This is a genomic window from Gardnerella swidsinskii (genome assembly GCF_023277705.1).
In the GTDB taxonomy this organism is placed as follows: Bacteria; Actinomycetota; Actinomycetes; order Actinomycetales; family Bifidobacteriaceae; genus Bifidobacterium; species Bifidobacterium swidsinskii.
Map to the genome: position 1 here is coordinate 1,580,232 of NZ_CP083176.1, position 22,124 is coordinate 1,602,355.

14 protein-coding genes are annotated in these 22,124 nt (G+C 38.9%); 10 read left to right on the forward strand and 4 right to left on the reverse strand.

All coding sequences use genetic code 11. The features are described from left to right. The first annotated feature begins 14 nt into the window (after positions 1–14). Together K9E37_RS06365 and K9E37_RS06370 are read left to right on the forward strand one after the other, a co-directional pair. A complete protein-coding gene (locus tag K9E37_RS06365) occupies positions 15–2,708 on the forward strand; it encodes an ABC transporter permease (protein ID WP_248893280.1) in 2,694 nt (897 codons plus the stop codon). Between the two features lie 383 nt (positions 2,709–3,091). Beyond that, positions 3,092–5,044, forward strand: a complete 1,953-nt coding sequence (locus K9E37_RS06370; protein WP_102703035.1) for a chromosome partitioning protein ParA — start codon at positions 3,092–3,094, stop codon at positions 5,042–5,044. Between the two features lie 82 nt (positions 5,045–5,126). On the opposite strand, the gene K9E37_RS06375 is transcribed toward K9E37_RS06370, so the two are convergent. Continuing rightward, positions 5,127–5,912, reverse strand: a complete 786-nt coding sequence (locus K9E37_RS06375; protein WP_248893283.1) for a response regulator — start codon at positions 5,910–5,912, stop codon at positions 5,127–5,129. 9 nt (positions 5,913–5,921) lie between these two features. Further along, the gene (locus K9E37_RS06380) at positions 5,922–8,477 is read right to left on the reverse strand and encodes a sensor histidine kinase (protein WP_248893285.1); all 2,556 of its coding nucleotides are present in this window, start codon (positions 8,475–8,477) and stop codon (positions 5,922–5,924) included. A 117-nt stretch (positions 8,478–8,594) separates the two neighbouring features. Here K9E37_RS06380 and K9E37_RS06385 point away from each other — a divergent pair, with 117 nt between their 5' ends. The 4 genes from K9E37_RS06385 to K9E37_RS06400 all read left to right on the forward strand — a co-directional run bounded on the left by K9E37_RS06385 (position 8,595) and on the right by K9E37_RS06400 (position 12,982). After that, the gene (locus K9E37_RS06385; RefSeq protein WP_102703038.1) at positions 8,595–9,977 is read left to right on the forward strand and encodes an alpha/beta fold hydrolase; all 1,383 of its coding nucleotides are present in this window, start codon (positions 8,595–8,597) and stop codon (positions 9,975–9,977) included. A gap of 126 nt (positions 9,978–10,103) precedes the next feature. Next, entirely contained in the window at positions 10,104–10,907 is an 804-nt protein-coding gene (gene proC, locus K9E37_RS06390; protein ID WP_064621611.1) for a pyrroline-5-carboxylate reductase, read from the forward strand. Positions 10,908–10,961: 54 nt separating this feature from the next. Further along, complete coding sequence (gene ychF / locus K9E37_RS06395; RefSeq protein WP_102703039.1) at positions 10,962–12,050, forward strand: redox-regulated ATPase YchF; 1,089 nt, start codon at positions 10,962–10,964, stop codon at positions 12,048–12,050. Between the two features lie 146 nt (positions 12,051–12,196). After that, the gene (locus tag K9E37_RS06400) at positions 12,197–12,982 is read left to right on the forward strand and encodes a L,D-transpeptidase (RefSeq protein WP_102703040.1); all 786 of its coding nucleotides are present in this window, start codon (positions 12,197–12,199) and stop codon (positions 12,980–12,982) included. Positions 12,983–13,084: 102 nt separating this feature from the next. On the opposite strand, the gene K9E37_RS06405 is transcribed toward K9E37_RS06400, so the two are convergent. Further along, the gene (locus tag K9E37_RS06405) at positions 13,085–14,146 is read right to left on the reverse strand and encodes a YeiH family protein (protein WP_033888753.1); all 1,062 of its coding nucleotides are present in this window, start codon (positions 14,144–14,146) and stop codon (positions 13,085–13,087) included. A 221-nt stretch (positions 14,147–14,367) separates the two neighbouring features. On the opposite strand from K9E37_RS06405, the gene K9E37_RS06410 reads away from it, so the two are divergent. From K9E37_RS06410 to K9E37_RS06420, 3 genes are all read left to right on the forward strand, one after another. Then, positions 14,368–14,733 (forward strand): DUF488 domain-containing protein, encoded by a 366-nt coding sequence (locus tag K9E37_RS06410; protein WP_101892149.1) that lies wholly within the window; start codon positions 14,368–14,370, stop codon positions 14,731–14,733. A 337-nt stretch (positions 14,734–15,070) separates the two neighbouring features. After that, positions 15,071–16,360, forward strand: a complete 1,290-nt coding sequence (locus K9E37_RS06415; protein WP_116994792.1) for a uracil-xanthine permease family protein — start codon at positions 15,071–15,073, stop codon at positions 16,358–16,360. Between the two features lie 321 nt (positions 16,361–16,681). Continuing rightward, positions 16,682–19,732, forward strand: a complete 3,051-nt coding sequence (locus tag K9E37_RS06420) for a UPF0182 family membrane protein (RefSeq protein ID WP_004111392.1) — start codon at positions 16,682–16,684, stop codon at positions 19,730–19,732. Between the two features lie 100 nt (positions 19,733–19,832). On the opposite strand, the gene K9E37_RS06425 is transcribed toward K9E37_RS06420, so the two are convergent. After that, positions 19,833–20,624 carry an ABC transporter permease gene (locus K9E37_RS06425; protein WP_004111394.1) on the reverse strand — a complete coding sequence of 264 codons (792 nt, stop codon included), beginning with the start codon at positions 20,622–20,624 and terminating at the stop codon, positions 19,833–19,835. Between the two features lie 308 nt (positions 20,625–20,932). On the opposite strand from K9E37_RS06425, the gene K9E37_RS06430 reads away from it, so the two are divergent. Continuing rightward, entirely contained in the window at positions 20,933–21,985 is a 1,053-nt protein-coding gene (locus K9E37_RS06430) for an ABC transporter substrate-binding protein (protein WP_248893288.1), read from the forward strand. The last annotated feature ends 139 nt before the right edge of the window (positions 21,986–22,124 follow it).

Genomic DNA, 22,124 nt, shown 5'->3' on the forward strand with positions numbered 1-22,124 from the left:
GTGGTGAAGTTAGAATGTGGAAAATCGCGCTAAAACTTATGCGTAAAAGCGTGCGCATGCTAATCGCCTCTGGAATTGCAATTCTTATAGGCAGCATGTTTATGAGCGCTACTTTGCTTTTTGTAAACAGTGTTGACGACTTGATGGTTCGCAATGCAACGGAAGAATTCCATAGCGCAAATTATGCAATCTCAGCTAAAAGCTCTAACAGTTCTCCGAATAGTGGAATTCATTATAAAGACCTTCATTTAGACGAAATATCGAAGATGCCTGGTGTCAACGGTATTCGTAGTGACGATGCGACTGCGCTTGTAAGAGTAGAAAAAGGTGATAAATCAGTTACAAGTATTGCTTGGTCTAGTGGTTTGTATGGAAATCTTCCTGTGTATAAATCAACAGAAGGTAGAGATCCGCAAAAAATAGGCGAAATTACGCTTATTAAAAGTATTGCTAAATCCATACATGCAAATATTGGCGATACTATAACCTTGGTTAAAGTAGATGAAGCTGGCGGAAATAAAGAAAAATCATACGATGTTCGTGTGGTTGGTCTTGTTGACGATGGAGAACATTCTCAAATACCAATTTCAAATCGCGGCACGTATCTTGGTGGCATAACGAATGATTTTTGTGCAAAACTCAACAATCTTAAAAATTTTGACAATCAAGTTGTGCAAAGCAAAGTATACATGAGTATTGATGAATCTAAAATAAACGATTTATCTCCTAAGATTAACGCTTTGCTTCCAGAGCAATTTTCTCTTATGTCTAGGCATGAAGTTGGTGTAAGAGCTGTTCGAAGTGTGTCAAACGGCACAAATTTTGTGACTATGTTCTTGCTATCGTTTGGTGTTCTAGCGTTGCTTATTTCTTCGCTTGTTATAGCAAACACATTCCAAGTTTTGGTTGCTCAACGCAGACGCACTCTTGCGCTTTTGCGCGTAATCGGTGCACAATCGCATCAGCTTTATACAGCAGTTTTGCTTGAAGCTGCAATACTTGGAGTTATTTCTGCGGCTATTGGCGTGCTTTGCGCAATCGGATTTATGGGCGCAATTAGTAACGTGAATATTAATTCTGGACCGTTATCTAAAATTCCTTTGATTGTTTCACTTCCGGCGATTGTGTGGCCAATAGTAATTGGCGCGATTGTAACAGTTCTTGCATCTATGGGTGCTGCGCGATCTGCTACAAAAGTAACGCCTATGGAAGCGTTGCGACCAATGGATTTGATGAAAGATAAGCGTGCAAGCATTATTCGCGCTGTTTTTGGCGTTCTATTTATTGTTGTAGGTATTTTATTTACGGCTTTAAGTTCTACTTCTTTGGCAAGCATGATTGCTCAGCAGTCACCTAATGCTGGTGCTGACTCTTGGAGGACTTTGATTGGAGCAGTTTTTGGATGCGCGCTTGTGTTTATTGGAATTATTATTACAGCAACATTCTGGATGCCGTTTGCTATGAAGGCAACTGGCGCAGTTATGGCACTTTGTGGGCCTGCTTCTAAAGTTGCTAACGCAAACGTGCAACGAAACCCTAGAAGAGTTGCAGCAACTGGAACAGCTTTGCTTATTGGAGTAACGCTTGTTTCAACAGTAGTAACTGGCGCAATGTGCGGTAAAGCAACTCTTAAAGGTGTTGTTGATGACCGTTACAGTGTTGACATTATTATTCAAGGCAAGAATGTTGATGAGTCTTTAGCTGCAGATATTTCAAAGATTAGTGGAATAAAGCATACTGAGTTGCTTCCTGCAGTTCCTATGACTTTTAAGAACGCTAAGGGCAAAACTGAGTACGCTATGGCAGCTGGAGTTGATAATGTAAATCAACTTAGAAATGTAATGCACACTGACCTTGATGGCGTTAATATAAACAAAGATTCTGTGCTTTTGCCTAAGTTTAATGATGAAGGTGGAGAGCCTTTTGATCTTAAAAAAGGAAGTCTTAATCTGCAGGCTTATGTAGAAAAGTACAGTTCTGGTGAAACAGACAGTGATAATATTACGCCATTTACTGGCATGAATACAGACTCTAGTAATAACGATAAGAGCATTACTGTAAAGCAAGTTCAGTTTAAGACGTATCGAAATGTTGGTGTGTATTCAAATAATACTGCTTTTGTGAGCAAATCCTACTTCAATAACTACCTTAAGCCTACAACGCATATTTTGCTCATTTCGGTAGACTCTAGCAAAGCTAATCTTGTAGATATTGCTAAAAACATTCGAAATGTTACATCTAGTTATGCGGAGGTTATGTCTACTGGAAGCGTGTTTGAGCGAGCAAAGTGGGAGAGTACTATCGACGCAATGATGATGGCGCTTGTTGGCTTAATAGCAGTAGCTGTTGTGATTGCTTTAATAGGTGTTGCAAACACATTAAGCTTGTCTGTTATTGAGCGAACCAAAGAATCTGCAACTTTGCGCGCAATCGGCATGACAAGGGGACAGGTTAGAAGGTCTCTTGCATTGGAAGCAACGTTGATTTCCTTAACAAGCACTGTTTCAGGCTTGATTGTTGGAACAGCGTTTGGGTGGATTGGATCCTACATGGTGTTTAGCACAATTGGCAAAGTTCCGTTTGTAGTTGATTGGACTATTTACGCGGTTCTTGCTCTCATCGCTTTGCTTGCAGCGCTTCTTTCCAGCGTGCTTCCAGCTCGTAGAGCAGTGAAGTCTTCGCCAGTAGTTGCGCTCGCGGAGGACTAAATTTCGTAAGAACATATGTGAAAAGATAGTCTGTAGAAGTTAAGTTGCAGAAAAAATAGAGATAGTGCCGGTATGTAAATTTTACTTATCGGCATTATCTTTTTCTTAGGCTTTTTCGACACTCTGAAAAAATTTGTAATATTGTTATTATTTTTTTATTAAAACGTGCGTATAATTATGCGACTAGCATAATATTATGTAAAAAAAGAGCATTTTTTATTAGTAATATTCAAAAATAATACGATTATTATTCATCATGACAAGTTTTATCGGAAATATTCCGAATAAATGGCATTGAAAATGTATTTATTTCTTTGTTATGCTCAAAATGACTGCTGACATAAGTTAGACATGAAGGCCGCTACGAGCAAGGAGTAACAAATATGGTAACGGTCAAGAAAAAATCTGCCGCAGCAATCGCAGGATTTGTTTTGTTCCTGCAAGGTCCAATGCCAGCATGGGCGCAAGAAGCTGCTGAGGTTGTACAAAATACGCAAGCTCAAACAGAGGTGACTGCAAAAGCATCTACTGAAGAAGCAATTGAAAAAGCTGAAGAGCAGGTTCAGCAATTAGAAGCTCAAATTGAAGAGTATAAGAAAAAAGTTGCAGAATTTGACGATCTTTTAAATAAAATCTCTGAAACTGAAAAAAGATTTGAAAACGTTGAGAAAGATAAGGAAAAGGAACTTTTAGAAGCTGAAAATGCATTGAAAATGGATTCCGAAGCTGCAAAAGTAAAAATTGCAGAATTTGAAAAATCCAAAGAAGAAAAGGATAACGAACTTATTGGATTAAAAGCCGCATATGAACTTTTAAAAGAGCAATATGATAATGCAAAATTAGCTCTTGATGCTTTGCAAAGTGACGAAGAAGAAAAAAGTCAAACAAAAGAAAGAGCTACAGCTAACATAAAACAATATGAATCACAGATTTCAAATCTTCACAAAGAAGTAGATAATCTTAAGGAATCTATTGCAAGCGATTCTGCTCAAATTAAAGAGTATGATACAAAAATCAGTGAATTAGAAACTGCGTTAGAAAAAGTTGATCAAAACGATGCCGGTAATATTTATTCTCTAGCGGACCAGTTTAGAAAAGTCTCTAATGATCAAGTTTCGCTTAGCAAAAAAGTTGAAGAAAATAAGAAACTTGTTGCTGATAAAGAAAGAGCTTTGAACGAATTAGAGACTCTTTTCACAACAGCAAAGCAAGAATTTGAAAAAGCAGATGAAGAACTTCAAAAGATTAAAGATCAAATTGATGAGTCTAAGAAAAATGTAGCTAGTAAGCTTGAAGCTTCTAACAGTAAAGATTCTGAAGTAAAGAAAGCAGAGTCTGAAACAAAGCTTCTTAATAATATTATTGAGAACTATAAGTTAGTTGACGACAAAAAGAAACTAGATGAAAAAATTAAATCATTAAGAAATGGCTTTGAAGGCGCTAAAACATTTAAAAACAATCAGATTCAGCAGAAAACTGAGAAAAGTGATTTAAAGAAGAAAGCTGAGGATTCTTTAAAGGACGCAGAAAAGAATCTTGAGGAAGCTAGAGTTAAAGTTGCTGCCCTCAAAGCTCAATTGGAACAGGAAAAAGTTCAAAAGAATCAGCAAAGTGGTAGCAGCTCTGATGGTAATAATAATGCCAAAGAATCTGAAAAACAGACTAATCCTGTTGCTCCAGTACCTTCTGATTCTGAATCTAAAGAGCATGTTGCTCCAGTACCTGTACCTCCTGAAGCATCTGCTCCGAAAGTAACTGCTCCAGTTCCTACAGTGCCTGAATCTAAGATTCCAGCTCCGTCTATTAAAGCTCCAGCTATGCCACCTGCTTCTGTTGTTCCTGCTACCCCAGTAGTGCCAGCAGTTCAGGTTGAAGATAATTCAGCTCCTGCAACGCCTTCTGCATCTGTAGTTCCTGTAGCACCTGCAGAAAATCCTACTGTTGCAAATACTCAGAAGGCAGTAACTCCAGCTGCTGAATTGGTTAAAAGTGTTTCTTCCGCAGCTGCATCTCATGCTCCAGCTGCTGCTAGTACTTCAGCTGCTGTGGCTCCGTCGAACAATACTTCGCAAGCAGATAAGTCAACTGAATCTCAAGTTTCAGAAGAAAACTCGAAGAAGCCTGAAGATAATAATGGTGAAACTGAGGAAGTTGAAGAAAAGACTCCTGTTGAAAGCAATAAGCCACAAGCTCAAGCTAGTGCTACAGCCGAGAACAAGTCTTCTGGCAATATGCTTAGCACTATAATGCTGGGTGTTTTGGGTGTGCTAACCATTTCTGGAGCTGCTGCTGCCGGCGTTACTGTTATGCGTCACCGTCGCCTTCCGAGAGCATAAATTAAAAAAACTACTCGGTACGTTGATAATCTGAATTTGCGGCTATTTGTGTCTATGCATAAATAGCCGCATTTTTATATGCTTACGACTTAACTAAGCCATTTTCGTAAGCGAAAACTACAGCCTGCACGCGGTCTCGAGCACCGATTTTTCCTAAAATATGCGCAACATGAGTTTTAACTGTTGGCAAACTAATAAATAGTTTGTCAGCAATTTCCTGATTTGAAAGTCCGTGAGCAATTTCAACAAGAACTTCGCGTTCTCTATCAGTAAGTTCTGTAATAGCTGAATTTGTGTACGCGCAACTTTGTGTTTCTTGCGCAGCCGGATTTGCTTGTACGTCGTAACTTACTTGTGCAGTGTAATTCGCAGTGTAATTCGCAGCACTGTTTTCTGTAGTATTTGTTGCTACTTTGCCTTGCTGAATCATATTTTCAATCAAACGCTTCGTAGCAGTCGGAGCAATAATTGCGTTTCCTTGATACACTGTTCGTATTGAATTAAGCAAAGTTTCAGGTTCAGTATCTTTCAAAAGGAACCCGGAAGCACCAGCATGAATTGCAGCCATAACATATTCGTCTAAATCAAAAGTTGTTAGAATAATAATTTTAGTATTTTCGTTAGTTTTTTGCTGCAGAATTTTGCGAGTTGCTTCCAATCCGTCCATTACAGGCATGCGAACGTCCATAAGAATAATGTCTGGATTCTGGCTTTTAGAAAGCTCTACAATTTGTGATCCGTTAGAAGCCTGATATACAACGTGCATATCTTGCTGCGAATTTATTACCATCGCAAATCCTGCTCGCACAAGCTCCTGATCGTCTGCTATTGCAACGCGAATTACTTCATTGTTTTCCATATTTTCCATAGTATCAACTTACTCTTGCTTATTTAATGCACTGTGTTGAATTTGCTCATCGAGCGAAGGAGCAGGGCGAACTGCAATTTCAGTTACATTCGCAGCATTATTCGTTGAATTAACGCTGGAGCCGGTTTCTCGTAAGATTCCAAGCAGCTTTCGCATGTATTTAAGTGCTGAACGACCTTCGTCGCTAATATTTTTGAAAGATTCTCTAATTGCTTCACTTTGTTCAAGTGCTTGCTCTGGTTTTACGCAGTTTTGATTTTCTATATTATTTCTTGCTTCTTCGTATTCGTTGAGCATATCGATACCGCTATTTGCGGCATCAATTACTTTGTGTAGTGTAACGGCAACTTTTTGCTGAATATTTGCGCTAAGTCGTTGCCTTTCTGCGTTTGCTGCAAGAATTGCTAGCTGTTTTTGTTCTTTCTCAAGTTCCGTTCTGCGCGATTTTAGAAGCAGTAAATTATTGTCATCATTTCTTCGGGAATAAGCAAACGCAATAACTGTAAAACAAATTATTGCAACTATGAAACCAAAAACTAATCCAACGGACGCCATTTGCATAATGTCATAAAAATTGGTTGTGACAATATTCGATGTAAAGAATCGTATTGGAGTTTCATTTTGTGGAATATTTCTTGTAACAATACCAATTTTTACTGCGAAAATAGCAGATTCGGCAAGCACTACTGCGCTAACCCATTGCCATGCGCGTTTTTTGCCGTAGAGAACCGCAGCGTAAATAATATTTGGTATGAAAAAATTAGCGAATAAAATGTTAGGCAGGAATATAAGCTGTATTGCAGAAAATACTGCTGCAACAATTGCGCACGTAGTTGGAGATTTTCTACGTAACATGAATGGAATCATGGTTGTAAGAGTAAATACTCTATAAAGTATTTGTGATGAAAGCGAGCTTGAATATTGTGAAGTCATTCCAGTTCCAACAGTAAAATCGTAAGTTGGTATAAAAAGCATCATAACAACCCAAGGTGATGCATAAATAATGTCTCCAATAAGCCAATGTTGTTCAAACCATTGAGATACTTTCTCAATCCTATTTTGTGAAGCATTTGTTTCTGGTAAAACTTTTGGCAAAACTTTTGATGAGGTTGGAACATTTACATCTGCTGGTTTCACATTTGCCGGTTCTGCTTGCGCCGCCGATTCATTATTAACTTTTAGATTTTTATGAGTAACGTTAGGAATACTATTTAATACAGAAGCAGTAGTGTTTGATTGGTCTGTGCTGTAAGAATATGGAATAAAAGCAACAATACTAAACGTTCCATCATTGAGTTTCCCATAATCAAGCGTTCCGTGAAGATTTTCAAGTCGCTCTTTCATACCAATTAAGCCATAACCGTTTTTATGTTGCGCATTGCTATTTTGCGTTTGGTTAGCTTCGGTTTTGTGTATTTCATTCGTGATTTTTAGTGTTAAGCCTTGGTTCTTCCACTGTTCATGAATGTTTATTTTAACGCCATCTCCTGCGTGCTTTCGAATATTAGTAAGAGATTCCTGAACAACGCGGTATGCAACGGTTTGTGCGTCAGTGTTAAACCTATTTTGAGAATTTATGCCATCAACAGTATGCCAAAAAATATTTTTAGGAGATGCAATTTTTGCTTGCTCAATAAGCGAAGGTATGTGATTGAAATCCAACTGACCCGATGGAGCGTCTGTTAAAGCTTCTAGAAGTCGGCGCATGTCATGAACGGCGCGCTCGGCTTCGTTTTTAATAATATACATTGTTTTTTTAGCAAGAGAAATATCTTTGGTTGCTGCATAACGACCACCATCTGCTTGAACAATAATAATAGAAAGCGTGTGGGCAACAATATCGTGCATATCTCTTGCAATTCTTGCGCGCTCTGCAGTAACAGCAATGTGTTGAGCTTTTCGGCGGTACGCGCGAATAGCATTATTGTGATCTTGCAAAAGTTGAATAGTATGCACGTGAGTGCGCTGCCAGTAGCCAATAATAACCGTAATAGTAGTAATAATAATCGCAAAAATTATTGAAGGAATTGCAAAATTAAGTATATTTGAAACGCAATTTTTTATGTTACTACTATTTATATTTTGTACACTACAAGTATAACTAGCTTTTGAATGATTGTTGCCATATATTGGCCCCATTACGATATTCCACGATATTATTGCGCAAGATAATACTGTTGTTACGTAAGCTGCAATAACAAAAGCTTTTGAATGTTCTGGATTTCCGCGCGCAATAGCATTAACAAGTAGCACGAAACCAAAGAAATCAGCGAAAAGTTGAGTAGAGCCAAATGCTACTTGCACAATGCAAATAACAATAAAAATAGTAGCCGATTGTTCAGGCCATAGTTTTCGGACTGAAAGTAGTAATGCAACAACAATATTGATAAGCGTTACTGTAATAAGCGAACCTTGAGTCAAAAAGCCATCAACGTTGCTTATAACGTAGCGATCGCTTGAAAGCATAAAAAGAATAAACGGAATAATACCCCATAATATGTCGTTTAATGAGAGCTCTTTTCGTAAGCGCTGTATAACACTTTGAAACATATTAGGTACTTTCATAATTACTAGGCTAGTGCATAGTACTTTATAGAACAATCAAACTTGAGTATGATTTATAAATAGAGTGTGTAATTGATAGTTGCAATGTAGCACGAAAATAAAGAAAGGGATGGCAAGATGGCATTGCTTACAAGCTATTATGTTCCGGGATTGCATATTGAAGAACGAGCGATTGATGTGCCGCTTGATTGGGAGGGTAACACTCCGGGTGGTGCTATCAAAGGTGAGACTATTCGCTTATTCTGCAGAGTAGTTTGCGCTCCTGAGCATGTGCATGACGATTTGCCGCTGCTTGTGTTCTTGCAAGGAGGCCCAGGCGGGCAGTGCCCACGTCCGCTTTCACCTTCTAGCGATGGTTGGATTCAAGAGGCTATTAAGCATTTTCGCGTAGTTTTGCCGGATCAGCGCGGTGTTGGACGTTCCTCAAGGGTAGATGCTTCAACCATGAAGCGTATGTTGGATGACGGCGTTAGTGTTGAGCGTCAAGCATGGTATTTGAAGCGTTTCTTAGCTGATTCAATTATTCGCGATTTTGAGCATTTGCGACTTACTGAGTTTGATGCGAAGCCGTGGGTGTCTTTGGGACAAAGCTACGGCGGTTTCCTTACGCTTACATATTTGTCACTGTTCCCGCAAGGATTAATTGCAAGCTTCACAACCGGCGGTATTCCTCATGTTCCGGCGAATGCGCGTGAAGTTTACGAACACACGTTCCCGCGTATGGCTCGCAAAACAGAGCAATTCTATGAGCGTTATCCGCAGGATGTGGCTCGCGCCGCTGCTATTGCAGACCGTATTGCTCAAGGAGACGTTATGCTTCCAAATGGCGAAAAACTTACGGTTGAACGATTCCAAATGTTGGGCTCTTCCTTTGGTATGAAACCAAGTTTTGAGCGAGTGCACTGGCTTCTTGATTCCGCTTTTTCTGACGGTGACGGTTCGCTTAAAGCTTTCAAACACGCTGGCGGTTCTGTTGCTGGTAGTTTAAGCGACGAGTTTGTTTACGGTGTAATGGATGCTACTGCTTCGAGCCCGCTGTACTGGCCGTTGCAAGAGTTTATTTATGCTGATGGCGAATTAGAGCATCCAATTTTGTGGGCTGCCCAGCAGGTTAGGGAAACAATGCCAGAGTTTTCTGGTTCTGCTCGTCCTCTTCTTTTCACTGGCGAAGCAATGTTTCCTTGGATGTATGATCAAGAGCTTGCTTTGCAACCATTCCTTCCAGCTGTTGACTGCTTGATGAAAGATAAGCAGTTTGGCAAAATTTACGATCAAGATCAACTTGCTAATAACGAAGTTCCATTGCAATCTGCAGTTTACTTTGATGACATGTACGTAGATTCTGGTCTTCAGCTTGACACTCTTTCTCATATTGCCAACTCTCACTATTGGACGACGAACGAGTTTGAGCATGATGGTTTACATGGAGATATTGTTTTCCGTCATTTGTTTGATGAGGCGTTGAATCGCGGCGATTTAGAGGGAATTTACAAGAGATAAGCCGTATACAAAGGTAATAATTTTAATATGCGCAATGATTATAGTGCACTCTTTGCTATGCTATACATCTGTTTGCTTAGTAATGAGTGCACTACTGTTTTATCAATGCGCTAAAGGGAGTCATGTATGGGTACTTGTGTATCTGGAACTGTTGGTTTTATAGGCTATGGCAATATGGCACAAGCAATCGCTAAAGGTGCGCTGAATGCAGGAGTATTGCAAGGTGAAAATATTGTTGCGTGCGCGCATAATTTTGAAAAACTCGAGCGTAATACTTCACTAATTGGCGCTCGCGCTATGCGTACTGCTCAAGAAGTGTGTGAAGCAAGTGATGTGATTATTATTGCTGTAAAGCCGTATCAGGTTGCTGAAGTGCTTAAGCCAATTTGTGAAGTTATTAATGAACGAGGTATTGCTGTTATTTCCGTTGCAGCCGGTTGGACGCTTGAGCGTTACATGGAACTGCTTGGCAAGAATGCTCATGTTCAGTGCATTATTCCGAATACTCCTATTGCGGTCTGCCAAGGCGTGACTTTAGCTGAAACTACTCATACGCTTAGTGATAGTCAACTTTCAATGTTTAGTGCTTTATTTGAGCCAATTTCTTTGGTAGAGCGAGTGAATAGTGATCATATGAATATTGCAATGTGTATTTCTAGCTGTGCTCCAGCTTTTACAGCAATGTATATGGAAGCATTGGGCGATGCTGGTGTGAAATATGGTTTGCAACGTGATTGTGCTTACCGTTTGGCTGCAAAAATGATTGAAGGAGTAGGTGCGTTATATATGGATTCGCGCACTCATCCAGGGATTATGAAAGATGCAGTGTGCTCTCCTGGAGGAACAACTATTCGTGGCGTTGCTGAGCTAGAATCTCGCGGATTTAGGGGAGATGTGATTGCTGCAGTTGATGCTATTGAAAATAAATAGTAAATAAAATCAAGTTGTGTCGGCTTTCCCGGCGCTGGTCTAAACTAGGTAAATATGTCTTTAACTATTGGAATTGTTGGATTGCCAAACGTTGGTAAGTCCACTATGTTTAATGCTTTAACCCGCAACAACGTTTTGGCGGAGAATTATCCGTTTGCAACTATTGAGCCTAATACTGGTATTGTTCCGCTTCCGGATCATCGTCTTCCAGTTTTAGCTAAATTAGTTAATACTGAAAAAATTGTTCCAGCAACAGTTACTTTCGTTGATATTGCAGGAATTGTTAAGGGTGCCTCCGAGGGTGAAGGCTTGGGCAATAAGTTCCTTGCTAATATTCGCGAAGCAGACGCTATTTGCGAAGTTGTTCGCGCGTTTAATGACGACGATATTGTGCATGTTAACGGAAAAGTAGATCCTGCTGACGATATTGACACGATTAATACTGAGCTAATTCTTGCCGATATGCAAACTATTGATAATGCTTTGCCAAAGCTTGAAAAAGATTTGCGCGGTAAGAAAGTTACGCAAGAATACGTAGACGCTGTAAATAAAGCTAAGGAAATTCTTGAATCTGGCAAAACTATTGACCAGGCTCATAACGAAAAGCTTATTGATAAAAACGACGTGTATGATTTGCACTTGCTAACTGCTAAGCCATTTATTTACGTGTTTAACGTGGATGATTCGGAGTTGGCTGATGAAGATTTAAAGTCTAAACTTTCTGCATCTGTCGCTCCTGCAAAAGCAATATTCCTTAATGCTCAATTTGAGTCCGAACTTACTGAGCTCGACGAAGCAGATGCTCGTGAAATGCTTGAAGATGCTGGTTTGAAGGAATCTGGTTTGGATCAGCTTGCTCGCGTAGGATTCGATATTTTAGGTCTTCAAACCTATTTAACTGCCGGTGTTAAGGAAGTTCACGCCTGGCAGATTCATAAAGGCTGGACTGCTCCACAAGCTGCTGGTGTGATTCACACTGATTTTGAGCGTGGATTTATTAAGGCAGAAATTGTGTCATATGATGATTTTGTTGCTGCTGAAGGATCTATGGTCAAAATTAAAGAGGAAGGCAAGCTTCGTCTTGAAGGCCGTGATTATGTTATGCAAGACGGCGATATTGTTGAATTTAAGTTCAACGTATGAGATTGTTTGCGAAAATAAAAGCAGTATGATTCATATTTAATATTGCTGAATTAATAAGTGAAAAATATTGCTTTTTGCGCGTTGCATCTAATAATTTCCTGCTAAACTATTGGATGCAACGCTTTTGCATTTATATAGGAGACATAATGCAGTTTATTCGTAACATAATGAATGACATTAAAAAGTGCATTCGCATTGCTGCGAAAATGCGCAACTGGTGGAGGAGAAGCTCTAAAGCTGCTCGTATTACGTCTTCTGTTTTATTAGCTTCTTTGCTGATTGCATGGTTGTGCTTTATTATTTTCGAAACTGTTAATATGGTTTCTTACTCGTCTAGATACAGCGCAAAATTGCAGAATTCTGTATTAATTCAGCGCGAAAAAAATGCTTATAGTAACAATCTTGGTAATAAAAACAATGAGGTTGCTGATAATAAGTCGTTCGAAAAATATTTCGATAAATATTGCAAACAAAAGTTAGATAAATCAACGGTTAATCATGTTTTTTGGAAACATCCTACTGGTGGTGAATATCCAAATCTTTCAGGAGTTAAAGTTTCTGACTTAAAAGTTAATGTGGACTTAAAAAAGCAACGAGTGCATATTCTTGCCAATGGTAAAACTGTATATACAATGATTATGAGTTCTGGAATGGGTGATTCCACTCCTCATGGTGATTATCACATTAATATGCGCGGAAAACATTTCTTTAATGATGAGGAAAAAGTTGGTGCTGATTATTGGGTTGGTTTTATTGGTGGAGAATACTTATTCCATTCGGTTCCAACGCGCTACAACTTTGGTGAATATATTCCATCGGAAGGCATGAAGCTTGGAAAGCCTGCATCGCATGGCTGTGTGCGTTTAAGTGTTGCGGATGCCAAATGGTTTTATAAAAATATTCCTGATGGAACGGCTGTGCATATTAGATAGATTTTTCAAGAATACACGAAAATAAATTATCGAGAATATAAAATGAGGGTCTTCAAACGAAGACCCTCATTTGTTAAGCAAAACTATTTTGTAATGTTTTATTTAGAAGAACAGTACTGCAGCTGCATAAGCCAAAGCAACTAAAACAATAGAAGCTAGGAAGCTTGCTGCAAATGCTGCGCGACCTTGCTTGAAAATGGCTCGGAAGTTTACGTTAATTCCAAGTGCAGCCATAGCCATGCCAAGGAAAACGTATCCTGCTTCTACAAGAGTTGATGCGTGTGCTGCTACGAAAGGAACGTAAGTTCCAATAACAGATGCTGCAATAAAGCCAAGCATAAACCATGGGAAGCTAATCTTATGCTTTCCGCCATTTTCAACTTTGCTATGACGAGCATTCCACCAAATTGCAATAAAGATGGAGGCTGGAACGAGCATAAGAACTCGCGAGAGCTTCATGATTGTTGCAACATCGATACTATTGAACGCTCCGCCAGCTGCAACAGCATGTGCAATTTCGTGAAGTGATGCACCTGCTGTAATGCCAAGCTGCTGCTTAGTCATGCCAAAGTTAGGCAGGATGAAGATTTCAGCAAGAGCGTAAATAGTGCCCATAATTGCAACTGTTGCAACAGCCATAACTTCGTTCTGTTCTTTCTCATCTTCCTCTTCTGGAAGAACTGGCATTGAGCCAGAAAGACCCATAACTGCGGCAGCTCCACAAATACTTGTGCCTCCTGCTGTAAGCATTGCAAGCTGAGGATTTACTTTCAAGAGTTTAGCAATGTTATAAGTTACGCAAACCATTATTGCAACTAACACAGCTGCAATAGGCAAGCATTTAATGCCCTTGGTAAACAAATCATGCAAATTCAGCTTAAATCCGAGGAGAATAATACCTAGACGAAGAAGTTTGTTTGCAATCAAACCAGCAGCGCTTTTAACGCCTGCTCGCCTTGAATCATTATTCATTTTGTACACGTGCAATGGCAGCTGCAGAGCCATGCCAACAAGCAACGCAATAATAAGAGCACCAAGTAATTGGAAACCTGGGTACTGCTTAAGCCAGCTGCCAATAAAGGATGCTAGAAGTGTCAATACAGCAATAAGAGCCATATCGATGGTGCAGATTTTCTTTTTCCATGTATCAAAGAAATTAACCATTTAGCCAAGTATTCTCCCATAATCGGACAAAAACGAACATAAATTAAAAAAATTAAGCAAATTTTATATAATTTTGCTGCAAATAAACGCGACACGCCGACATAAAATCACATAATCGAACATAATAACTCAATTTATATCGCAGATATCTTTTGCTAGTAAATAATTCCTTGAAAAAATAAATAAAGCTGCGATTATGGTAAACGTATAAAGGAGATTTTATGAACAAGTGCACTGTGAAGATTAAGCGTGTGTATGAAACGGTTAGTGAAGATGATGGTGTGAGAGTCTTGGTTGATAGACTTTGGCCGCGTGGTATAAGCAAAGAATATGCTCATATTGACAAATGGCTTAAAGATATTGCTCCTACTTCGCAGTTACGCAAGTGGTTTAATCATGACCCGGAGCATTTTGAAGAATTTTCACATCGTTATGTTGAAGAACTTGATTCAAATCATGAAGCTGTTGGTGTGATTATGGATTTGTTTAATAAGTATCAAACTATAACTTTGTTGTATGCTGCAAAAAATCCAAAAGTAAATCACGCATTAGTTTTGCAAGAATATTTACAAAAATTACTTGCTTGAGTATGTGTTTACTAATTTTGCGATTGTTTAACTTTGCCTAACTTTAATTATTTTATAAACATAAGTTAGTAAGTATCAACTTTAGTTGGTGTTCATTGCATTCTTTTCAACACGCCGACCTTGCTTGATATTCCAACAAAAATAAAAAACAAAGCTGTAATTTTTTTCTTATGCTCGACACTTTCGTTTTGCGACATTAGAATGTCCCTTTGGCATATGGGTCGGTAGTGCAATGGACCTCCCAGAAGCTGCCATCCCAGCGCTCAATGAGTGCTTGTTTTTTAGCGACACTTGTTTACACAACATTTTGCATAGCTTGTTTTTGCAAGGAGAAGAAATGAATTCATTATTCACGTGGCAGCTTCACGGTAATGGCAAAACGTTAAAGCCTGGTGAAGTTGTAGAGCCAGACGAGCGTTTGACTTGGACTCGTACTGCTGGAATTGGTGCTCAGCATGTTATTGCAATGTTTGGTGCTACGTTCTTGGTGCCTATTCTTACGGGCTTTGATCCATCAACAACATTGATGTTCACTGCTATTTCTACAGCACTGTTCTTACTTATTAACGCAAATAAGCTTCCTAGTTATCTGGGAAGCTCTTTTGGTCTTATAGCACCTGTTATGGCTGTAACAACAGCTCATAAAGGTATTGCAGTTGCAAGCTTTGGCATTATGTGCACAGGTTTGCTTCTTGCTCTTATAGGTGTGCTTGTACATTTTGCAGGAGCTAAGTGGATTGACATTATTATGCCGCCTGTTGTAAACGGTGCAATCGTTGCAATTATTGGTTTTAATTTAGGACCTGCAGTTTGGACTAACTTCCAGAAAGCTCCAGATACAGCTCTTGTGACATTAGTTGCTGTAATGCTTATTGCTGTAGTATTTCGCGGTCTTCTTGGTCGTTTAAATATTCTTTTAGGTGTTCTCGTTGGTTACGCTTATGCATGCTTCCAAGGTCAAGTCGATTTTAAAAAGATTGAAGAAGCTTCTTGGATTGGTTTTCCTAGATTCCACACGCCACAAGTTGATTTCTCTGTTCTACTTATGTTCTTGCCGGTAGTACTTGTTCTTATTGCAGAAAATGTTGGTCACGTAAAGTCTGTAGCTCAAATGACTGGTCGCGACTATGACTCTAAGATTGGAACTGCATTATTCGCAGATGGTTTTGGTACAGCTATTGCTGGTTTATTTGGCGGCTGTGGTACCACCACATACGGTGAAAATATCGGTGTTATGGCTGCAACAAAGGTTTATTCTACTGCAGCTTATTGGTGTGCTGCAGCTTTTGCTTTTATATTGAGCCTTTGCCCAAAGTTTGGCGCTGTTGTAAATTCAATCCCAGCTGGTGTTCTTGGTGGCGTGACCACTTTGCTTTACGGCATGATTGGCATGATTGGCGTAAGAATCTGGGTAGAAAACAAAGTTAACTTCGATAAGCCAGTGAATATTATGATTGCTGCAATCGTTATGATTATTGGTATTGCTAACTTCCAGTTTGCTATTTCTGGAATTCAGTTCAACGGTATTGCAATCGGAACCGTTGTGGTGTTGGTTGTATACCACTTACTGAAGGCTATTGGAAAGCTTACTGGTACGATTGCTAAAGATGATCCTGATGTTGCCTAGCTTAAATACTCCAATTTGATTTAATTTAATCGCTTTAAGCGCGTTCGCATTAACTTGCGGGTGCGCTTTTTGTAATTAATTTTGATTACATAATATATAGATTGGGAATAATTAGTATAGTATCATTAACCTTATGTTGAAGCTCATCATAGAAGTAATTATTGGCATTATGTGGGTTGTTGCTGGTGCATATATGGCTAAAAATAATAAAAATAGTAAGAGCAGTGCGAGCAATAAAAGTAACAAAAATGTACAGACTATATTCTCAATGATGATGAGAAAGATAACAACAATAAGCTTAAGAATGAAAGAAATTGTTCTATGAAAGTTAATCTGAATTTTGCAAAATTTACTTATACTGCAAAAAAGTGGAGGTGGATTCTTGCGATAGTAGTGTTAATTGTCGCGTTTGCTGTAGCTGCAATATTTGCTCTCGCAAGGTTCATAACTGATTGCATGTGGTATTCGCAGCTTGGATTTGAAAGTGTTATTTGGATTCAGCTTGCAGCAAAAGTGGGCGTTTGGGTGCTTTATGCAATATTAATGTCTGCTTTTGGATACTTGTCTGCAGCTTTGGCAATAAAAGCGCGTCCAAGCAATGCAGATGGAACTTATATTCGAATTAAAGGCAATGTTATTGATTTAAAGCAGGGAATTAGTTCAAAGCTTGCTTTGCATGTTGCAGGAATTTTTTCATTGATTGTAGGCGCAGTATTTGGATTTAAATTCTACAATCATTGGGCGCAAATTTTGTTAATGTTTAACGCCCAACCTTTTGGCATTAAAGATCCACAATTTGGAATTGACAATGGCTTCTATGTATTTGTGCTTCCAGGATTAAGGTTATTTATAAGCGCATTTGTGCTTTTATTGGTAATATCTCTTGTTTTCTCTATTATTACGCACATTCTTATGGGAGCAATTCGTTTTAGTATGCCTATCGATGGTAAAGGCATATTAAGTATTACAAAACGAGCACGTAGACAAATTTCTGTATGGTTTATGCTTGTGATTTTGACATGGGCACTTCAACAGATTTTAGACATGTTCGCTTTAGTAACTCTTGATGGATCTCGAATTACAGGCGGCTCATACACTGACATGAATGCTGGTGTTCCTGGAAGCATAGCAATGGCAGTGATAACAGTGTTAGTTGGTTCTGTTATTGCATTTTGGTTTATGAAATCTCATGCTTTATCTGTAGAAGCACCAATTTCAGTGCGTTTTAAAACAGCAATTAAGGCATGGAAAACACCAATTATTGCTTTAGCTTTTATGATTGTTTGCTCAATTGTTATATCTTTCGCTTGGCCGGCACTTGTGCAGCGATTTAAAGTTGCTCCTAATGCTCAGGAATTGGAAGCTACTTATATTCAGCGTAATATCGATGCAACAAAGTTTGCTTACGGGCTAAATAACGTAAAGAAAGAATCGTATAACGCTACTTCTAAAGGTAAATCAGGTGCATTATCAAAAGAAGCAGAGTCAACTGCGCAAATTCGTTTGTTAGATCCACAAGTTACGTCTCCAACGTTCCGTCAATTGCAGCAATCGAAGCAATATTACACTTTCGCAGATACGCTTTCAGTTGATAAATACGATATTGACGGTGTAAGTCAAGATACGGTTATTGCTGCGCGCGAGCTTGATTTAGCTGGCAACGATAATCGAAACTGGGTTAATGATCATACAGTTTATACGCATGGCTATGGAATTGTTGCAGCTTACGGAAATAAAGTAACAACAGATGGACAGCCACAATTTATGGAGTATGGTATTCCTGCTCAAGGCAAACTTACTAAGTCACAAAAGTATGAACCGCGTATTTACTTCTCACCAAATGCTCCTGAGTATTCTATCGTTGGTTCTCCAAAAGGGACATCTCCATGGGAGTTTGATTATCCGACTGGCTCTCAAGGTGCTTTAACTACTTTCAAAGGCAATGGTGGTCCAAGTTTAGGAAACTTCTTCTCTAAACTTTTGCATGCAATTAGATTTGAGTCTGATCAGATTCTTTTTTCTGACCGTGTGACTTCTGAATCTCAAATTTTGTATGATCGTGATCCTAAGACACGCGTGTCTAAGGTTGCTCCTTACTTAACTTTGGATGGTCGAGTTTATCCTGCAGTAGTAGATGGTCGCGTTAAGTGGATTGTTGATGGCTATACTACTTCTGATTCTTACCCTTATTCTCAAATGACTGATTTTGGTAAGGTAACTCAAGATTCCACAACAACAACTTCTCATTCTATTAAAGGGTTGACAAATCAGCGCGCAAACTACATTCGTAATTCTGTGAAAGCTACAGTTGATGCTTATGATGGATCTGTTGATTTGTATGTGTGGGATACGAAAGACCCTGTGATTAAAGCATGGCGTTCAATTTTCCCAGGTCATTATCATGACATTTCTAAGATTTCTGGCGATTTGATGAAGCATTTGCGTTACCCAGAAAGCTTGTTTAAAGTTCAACGTCACTTATTAGCAAAGTATCACGTCGATACAGCAAGCCAATTCTTCTCTGGAGAAGACTTCTGGCAGATTCCTGTTGATCCAACTGAATCTCAAAAAGCACAAAAAGAAGATATTTTGCAACCTCCATACTATTTGACTTTGCAAACTGGAGACGCAAAGAAACCAGTATTTTCGCTTGTTTCTACTTATATTCCGGCAGGTAAAAGTACTCGTGAAATATTAACTGGTTTCTTGTCTGTTGATTCAGATGCGGGGGATACTCCTGGAAAGATTGGTCCAAATTACGGTAAGATTCGTTTGCAAGAATTACCTAAAATATCTAATGTTCCAGGACCTGGTCAAGCTCAGAATAATTTCAACGCTAATGCAAATGTTTCTAAAGAATTGAATTTGCTTGAATCCGGTTCTACTAAAGTTAAGCGCGGCAATTTGATTACATTGCCTCTTGGCGGTGGGCTGGTTTATGTAGAGCCCGTTTATGTGCAATCTAGCGGTTCTACTAGCTATCCTTTGCTTAAGAAGGTGTTAGTTGCGTTTGGAGATCAAGTTGGATTTGCAGATACGTTAGATGAAGCACTTAATCAAGTATTTGGCGGAAACTCGGGCGCTTTGGCTGGAGATGCTTCTAATAATTCTTCTTCAAACAATGCTGCTGAAAATAATGAATCTAAGGATGCTGATTCTAAAGAAGGTACTTCTAAGGAAAATGAGTCTACGAATTCAGAAAAATCTCATTCTATGAGCCAAAAAGCTAAAGAAGCACTTAAACGTGCGGCTCAAGCATTAAAAGATTCTGATTCTGCTATGCGATCCGGAAACTGGGAAGCTTACGGAAAGGCACAAAAAGAGTTGAGCGATGCTATTAATGAAGCAATGAAAGAAGAATCAGGTAAGTAAGTAGGTTTTCGTTAATATATCAGTTTGTGAGTTACAAAAGTAGCGAATGTTACGTTATTTTCGTTACTTTTGTAGCTCACATGGGCTATTTTAATTCATTTCACAATTGGTTATCTGGATCCTCATCTTCGTCTGCTGAGCCAAGCAGAATTCTTTCACAAACGTTAACGATGCACATAAGAAGCGCAGTAAGAATTATTATTACTATTGTTGCAGAAAAAATAAGTGGTGTTCTAAATGAGTTATAAGCGAATTGAAGCCAAATTCCTAGCCCATCTTTGGCTCCCAAATATTCTGCAGTTGAAGCAGTTCCAAAAACATAAGCTGCACTAATGCGTATGCCACCAAAAATTTGGCGAGCTGCAACTCTTAATTTAACATGCCACAAAGTCCAAGTTCTGCTTGCTCCACAAGTTAAAGCAACATCTGTATAAAAACTTGGAACAGCGTCAAGACCTCGTATAGTTTGCACAGCAATAGGGAACATGCTGAAAACCATTACTATTACAATTTTTCCAGATATTTCAAAACCAAACCAAATCAAAAAAATTGGCGCAATAGAAATTAATGGCATAGTTTGCGCTGCGCATAAAAGCGGGAATAAAGCAGATTTAACAAGCTTACAAACATGGAAAATAACACCTAAAAGAATTCCAACTACTATTGCAATAGAAAAACCGATAACTGTTTCTTGTGTTGTAATTAATGCTGCAGGTAATAGAGTTGGCAAAGCGTCAGCTGTTGATTGAGCAATTGAAGATGGTGTTGGAATCAAATTTTCCGAAATTTTATAATATTCGCATGCGTACTGCCAAAAAACAAGTAAAACTATTACAGAAAATACAGTTGGCAGATATTTAATTAGCATACGTTTAAAACGCGATTGCGTCATGAAAACTCGATTCCTTTCTGTAAATGACTTCGATTGCTGCCCCAACCGAATTATTTAAGACTACAAATAGCATGTACATTCTATTAGAAGCGCACAACTTCTGTGAATTTAATAGTGTACATGATTTTTATTTGTCTCTTTAACCGTGCATAATCTAAATGTTTCGTGAGTCAATGTGTGGCAAACTGTAGCAGGTTGAATCTGCGCAGGGGCATTGAACGGCGCGGGCTAGGTCCTTTGTTACCGTTTTCTGCCGAGTTCGTGTCACTTTCCCAGAAGAACGGTACAAGAAACAAAGTAGGGAACTCATGAATATGCGTATTGTAAAGCGTACTCTTGCGTTTATTCTTTCTGCGTGCTGCGTATTTTCTTTCTCGGCATGTGGATTTGCAAGTAGTAGTAAGAATGCAAATCTTCGTAAAGTGTCGTTTATGCTATTTTGGGCACCGGATACTAATCATATTGGTATTTATGTTGCTAAGCATAAAGGATGGTTTAAAGATGCTGGATTAGATGTCAATATACTTGCTGTTGCTCAGACTGGTTCGGAACACGCAGTTGATAGTGGTGCTGCTGATTTTGCTCTTAGTACTTTGACAAATGCTGCTGATTTTTCAACAAAGGGAGCAAATCTTGAGCAAGTTATGCAAGTTCAGCAAAAGCCAAGTGCTATTTGGTGTTCACTTGCTTCGAACAATAAAATTCATTCTCCAAAAGATTTTGATGGTCGTACTTTTGCAACTTTTGGTTCAGCTGAAGGTGATGCTGTAATTCGTAGGATGATTCAACACGATGGTGGTCAAGGTAAGTTCGACAAAGTGACTGTTGGAACTTCAACTTTTAGAACTCTTGAATCTGGCAAAGCTGATTTTGGTGGTTTTTACGGCACTTGGGAAGGTGTACAGTCTGAAATGTTTGGACCAAAGCTTCGCTGCTTCATGGAGGGCGACTACGGTGTACCAGGTCAGCCAGATACTATTGGAATAATCGCAAATAAGCGTACTGTAGCTAAAGACCCTAAGCTTGTTCGAGCATTTGTTAAAGCTGCAAAGCGCGGATATGAGTATGCTTATGAACATCCTGATGAGGCTTCTGAAATTCTTGTGAAAGAAGCGAAAGATGCTAATCTCGACATAAAGTTTGTTCAGCGTAGCATGAAGATGATTGTTGACGGTCAATATTGGGGCAATCGCGCGGATATTAAGAGCGGAAAATTTGTGTTCGGAACCACTGATGTTAAAGGCGCTCAAGCTTACTTTAACTTCTTAAGTAAGGAAGGTGCTTACACTGATTCTAAAGGCAAAGTAACTCATAAAACTCCGCAAGCAAAAGAATTGTCTACTGACGAATTTTTGAAATAAATAACATAATGACTTGAGTCTTGATAGAATAGGCTGAAGTATATAAGGGCGTATCGAGTAGTTGTAATTTTACGTTCAGCTACAATCGATGCGCCCGTTTTGTTGTTTTGCTAAATATTTGAATGGGGAGTGGTCTGCC

Coding starts and splice junctions, on each gene's coding strand:
- K9E37_RS06425 (WP_004111394.1), bottom strand. CDS start 20,624: ATGACGCAATCGCGTTTTAAACGTATGCTAATTAAATATCTGCCAACT.
- K9E37_RS06375 (WP_248893283.1), bottom strand. CDS start 5,912: ATGGAAAATATGGAAAACAATGAAGTAATTCGCGTTGCAATAGCAGAC.
- K9E37_RS06405 (WP_033888753.1), bottom strand. CDS start 14,146: ATGGTTAATTTCTTTGATACATGGAAAAAGAAAATCTGCACCATCGAT.
- ychF (WP_102703039.1), top strand. CDS start 10,962: ATGTCTTTAACTATTGGAATTGTTGGATTGCCAAACGTTGGTAAGTCC.
- K9E37_RS06420 (WP_004111392.1), top strand. CDS start 16,682: ATGAAAGTTAATCTGAATTTTGCAAAATTTACTTATACTGCAAAAAAG.
- K9E37_RS06385 (WP_102703038.1), top strand. CDS start 8,595: ATGGCATTGCTTACAAGCTATTATGTTCCGGGATTGCATATTGAAGAA.
- proC (WP_064621611.1), top strand. CDS start 10,104: ATGGGTACTTGTGTATCTGGAACTGTTGGTTTTATAGGCTATGGCAAT.
- K9E37_RS06410 (WP_101892149.1), top strand. CDS start 14,368: ATGAACAAGTGCACTGTGAAGATTAAGCGTGTGTATGAAACGGTTAGT.
- K9E37_RS06370 (WP_102703035.1), top strand. CDS start 3,092: ATGGTAACGGTCAAGAAAAAATCTGCCGCAGCAATCGCAGGATTTGTT.
- K9E37_RS06415 (WP_116994792.1), top strand. CDS start 15,071: ATGAATTCATTATTCACGTGGCAGCTTCACGGTAATGGCAAAACGTTA.
- K9E37_RS06430 (WP_248893288.1), top strand. CDS start 20,933: ATGAATATGCGTATTGTAAAGCGTACTCTTGCGTTTATTCTTTCTGCG.
- K9E37_RS06380 (WP_248893285.1), bottom strand. CDS start 8,477: ATGAAAGTACCTAATATGTTTCAAAGTGTTATACAGCGCTTACGAAAA.
- K9E37_RS06400 (WP_102703040.1), top strand. CDS start 12,197: ATGCAGTTTATTCGTAACATAATGAATGACATTAAAAAGTGCATTCGC.
- K9E37_RS06365 (WP_248893280.1), top strand. CDS start 15: ATGTGGAAAATCGCGCTAAAACTTATGCGTAAAAGCGTGCGCATGCTA.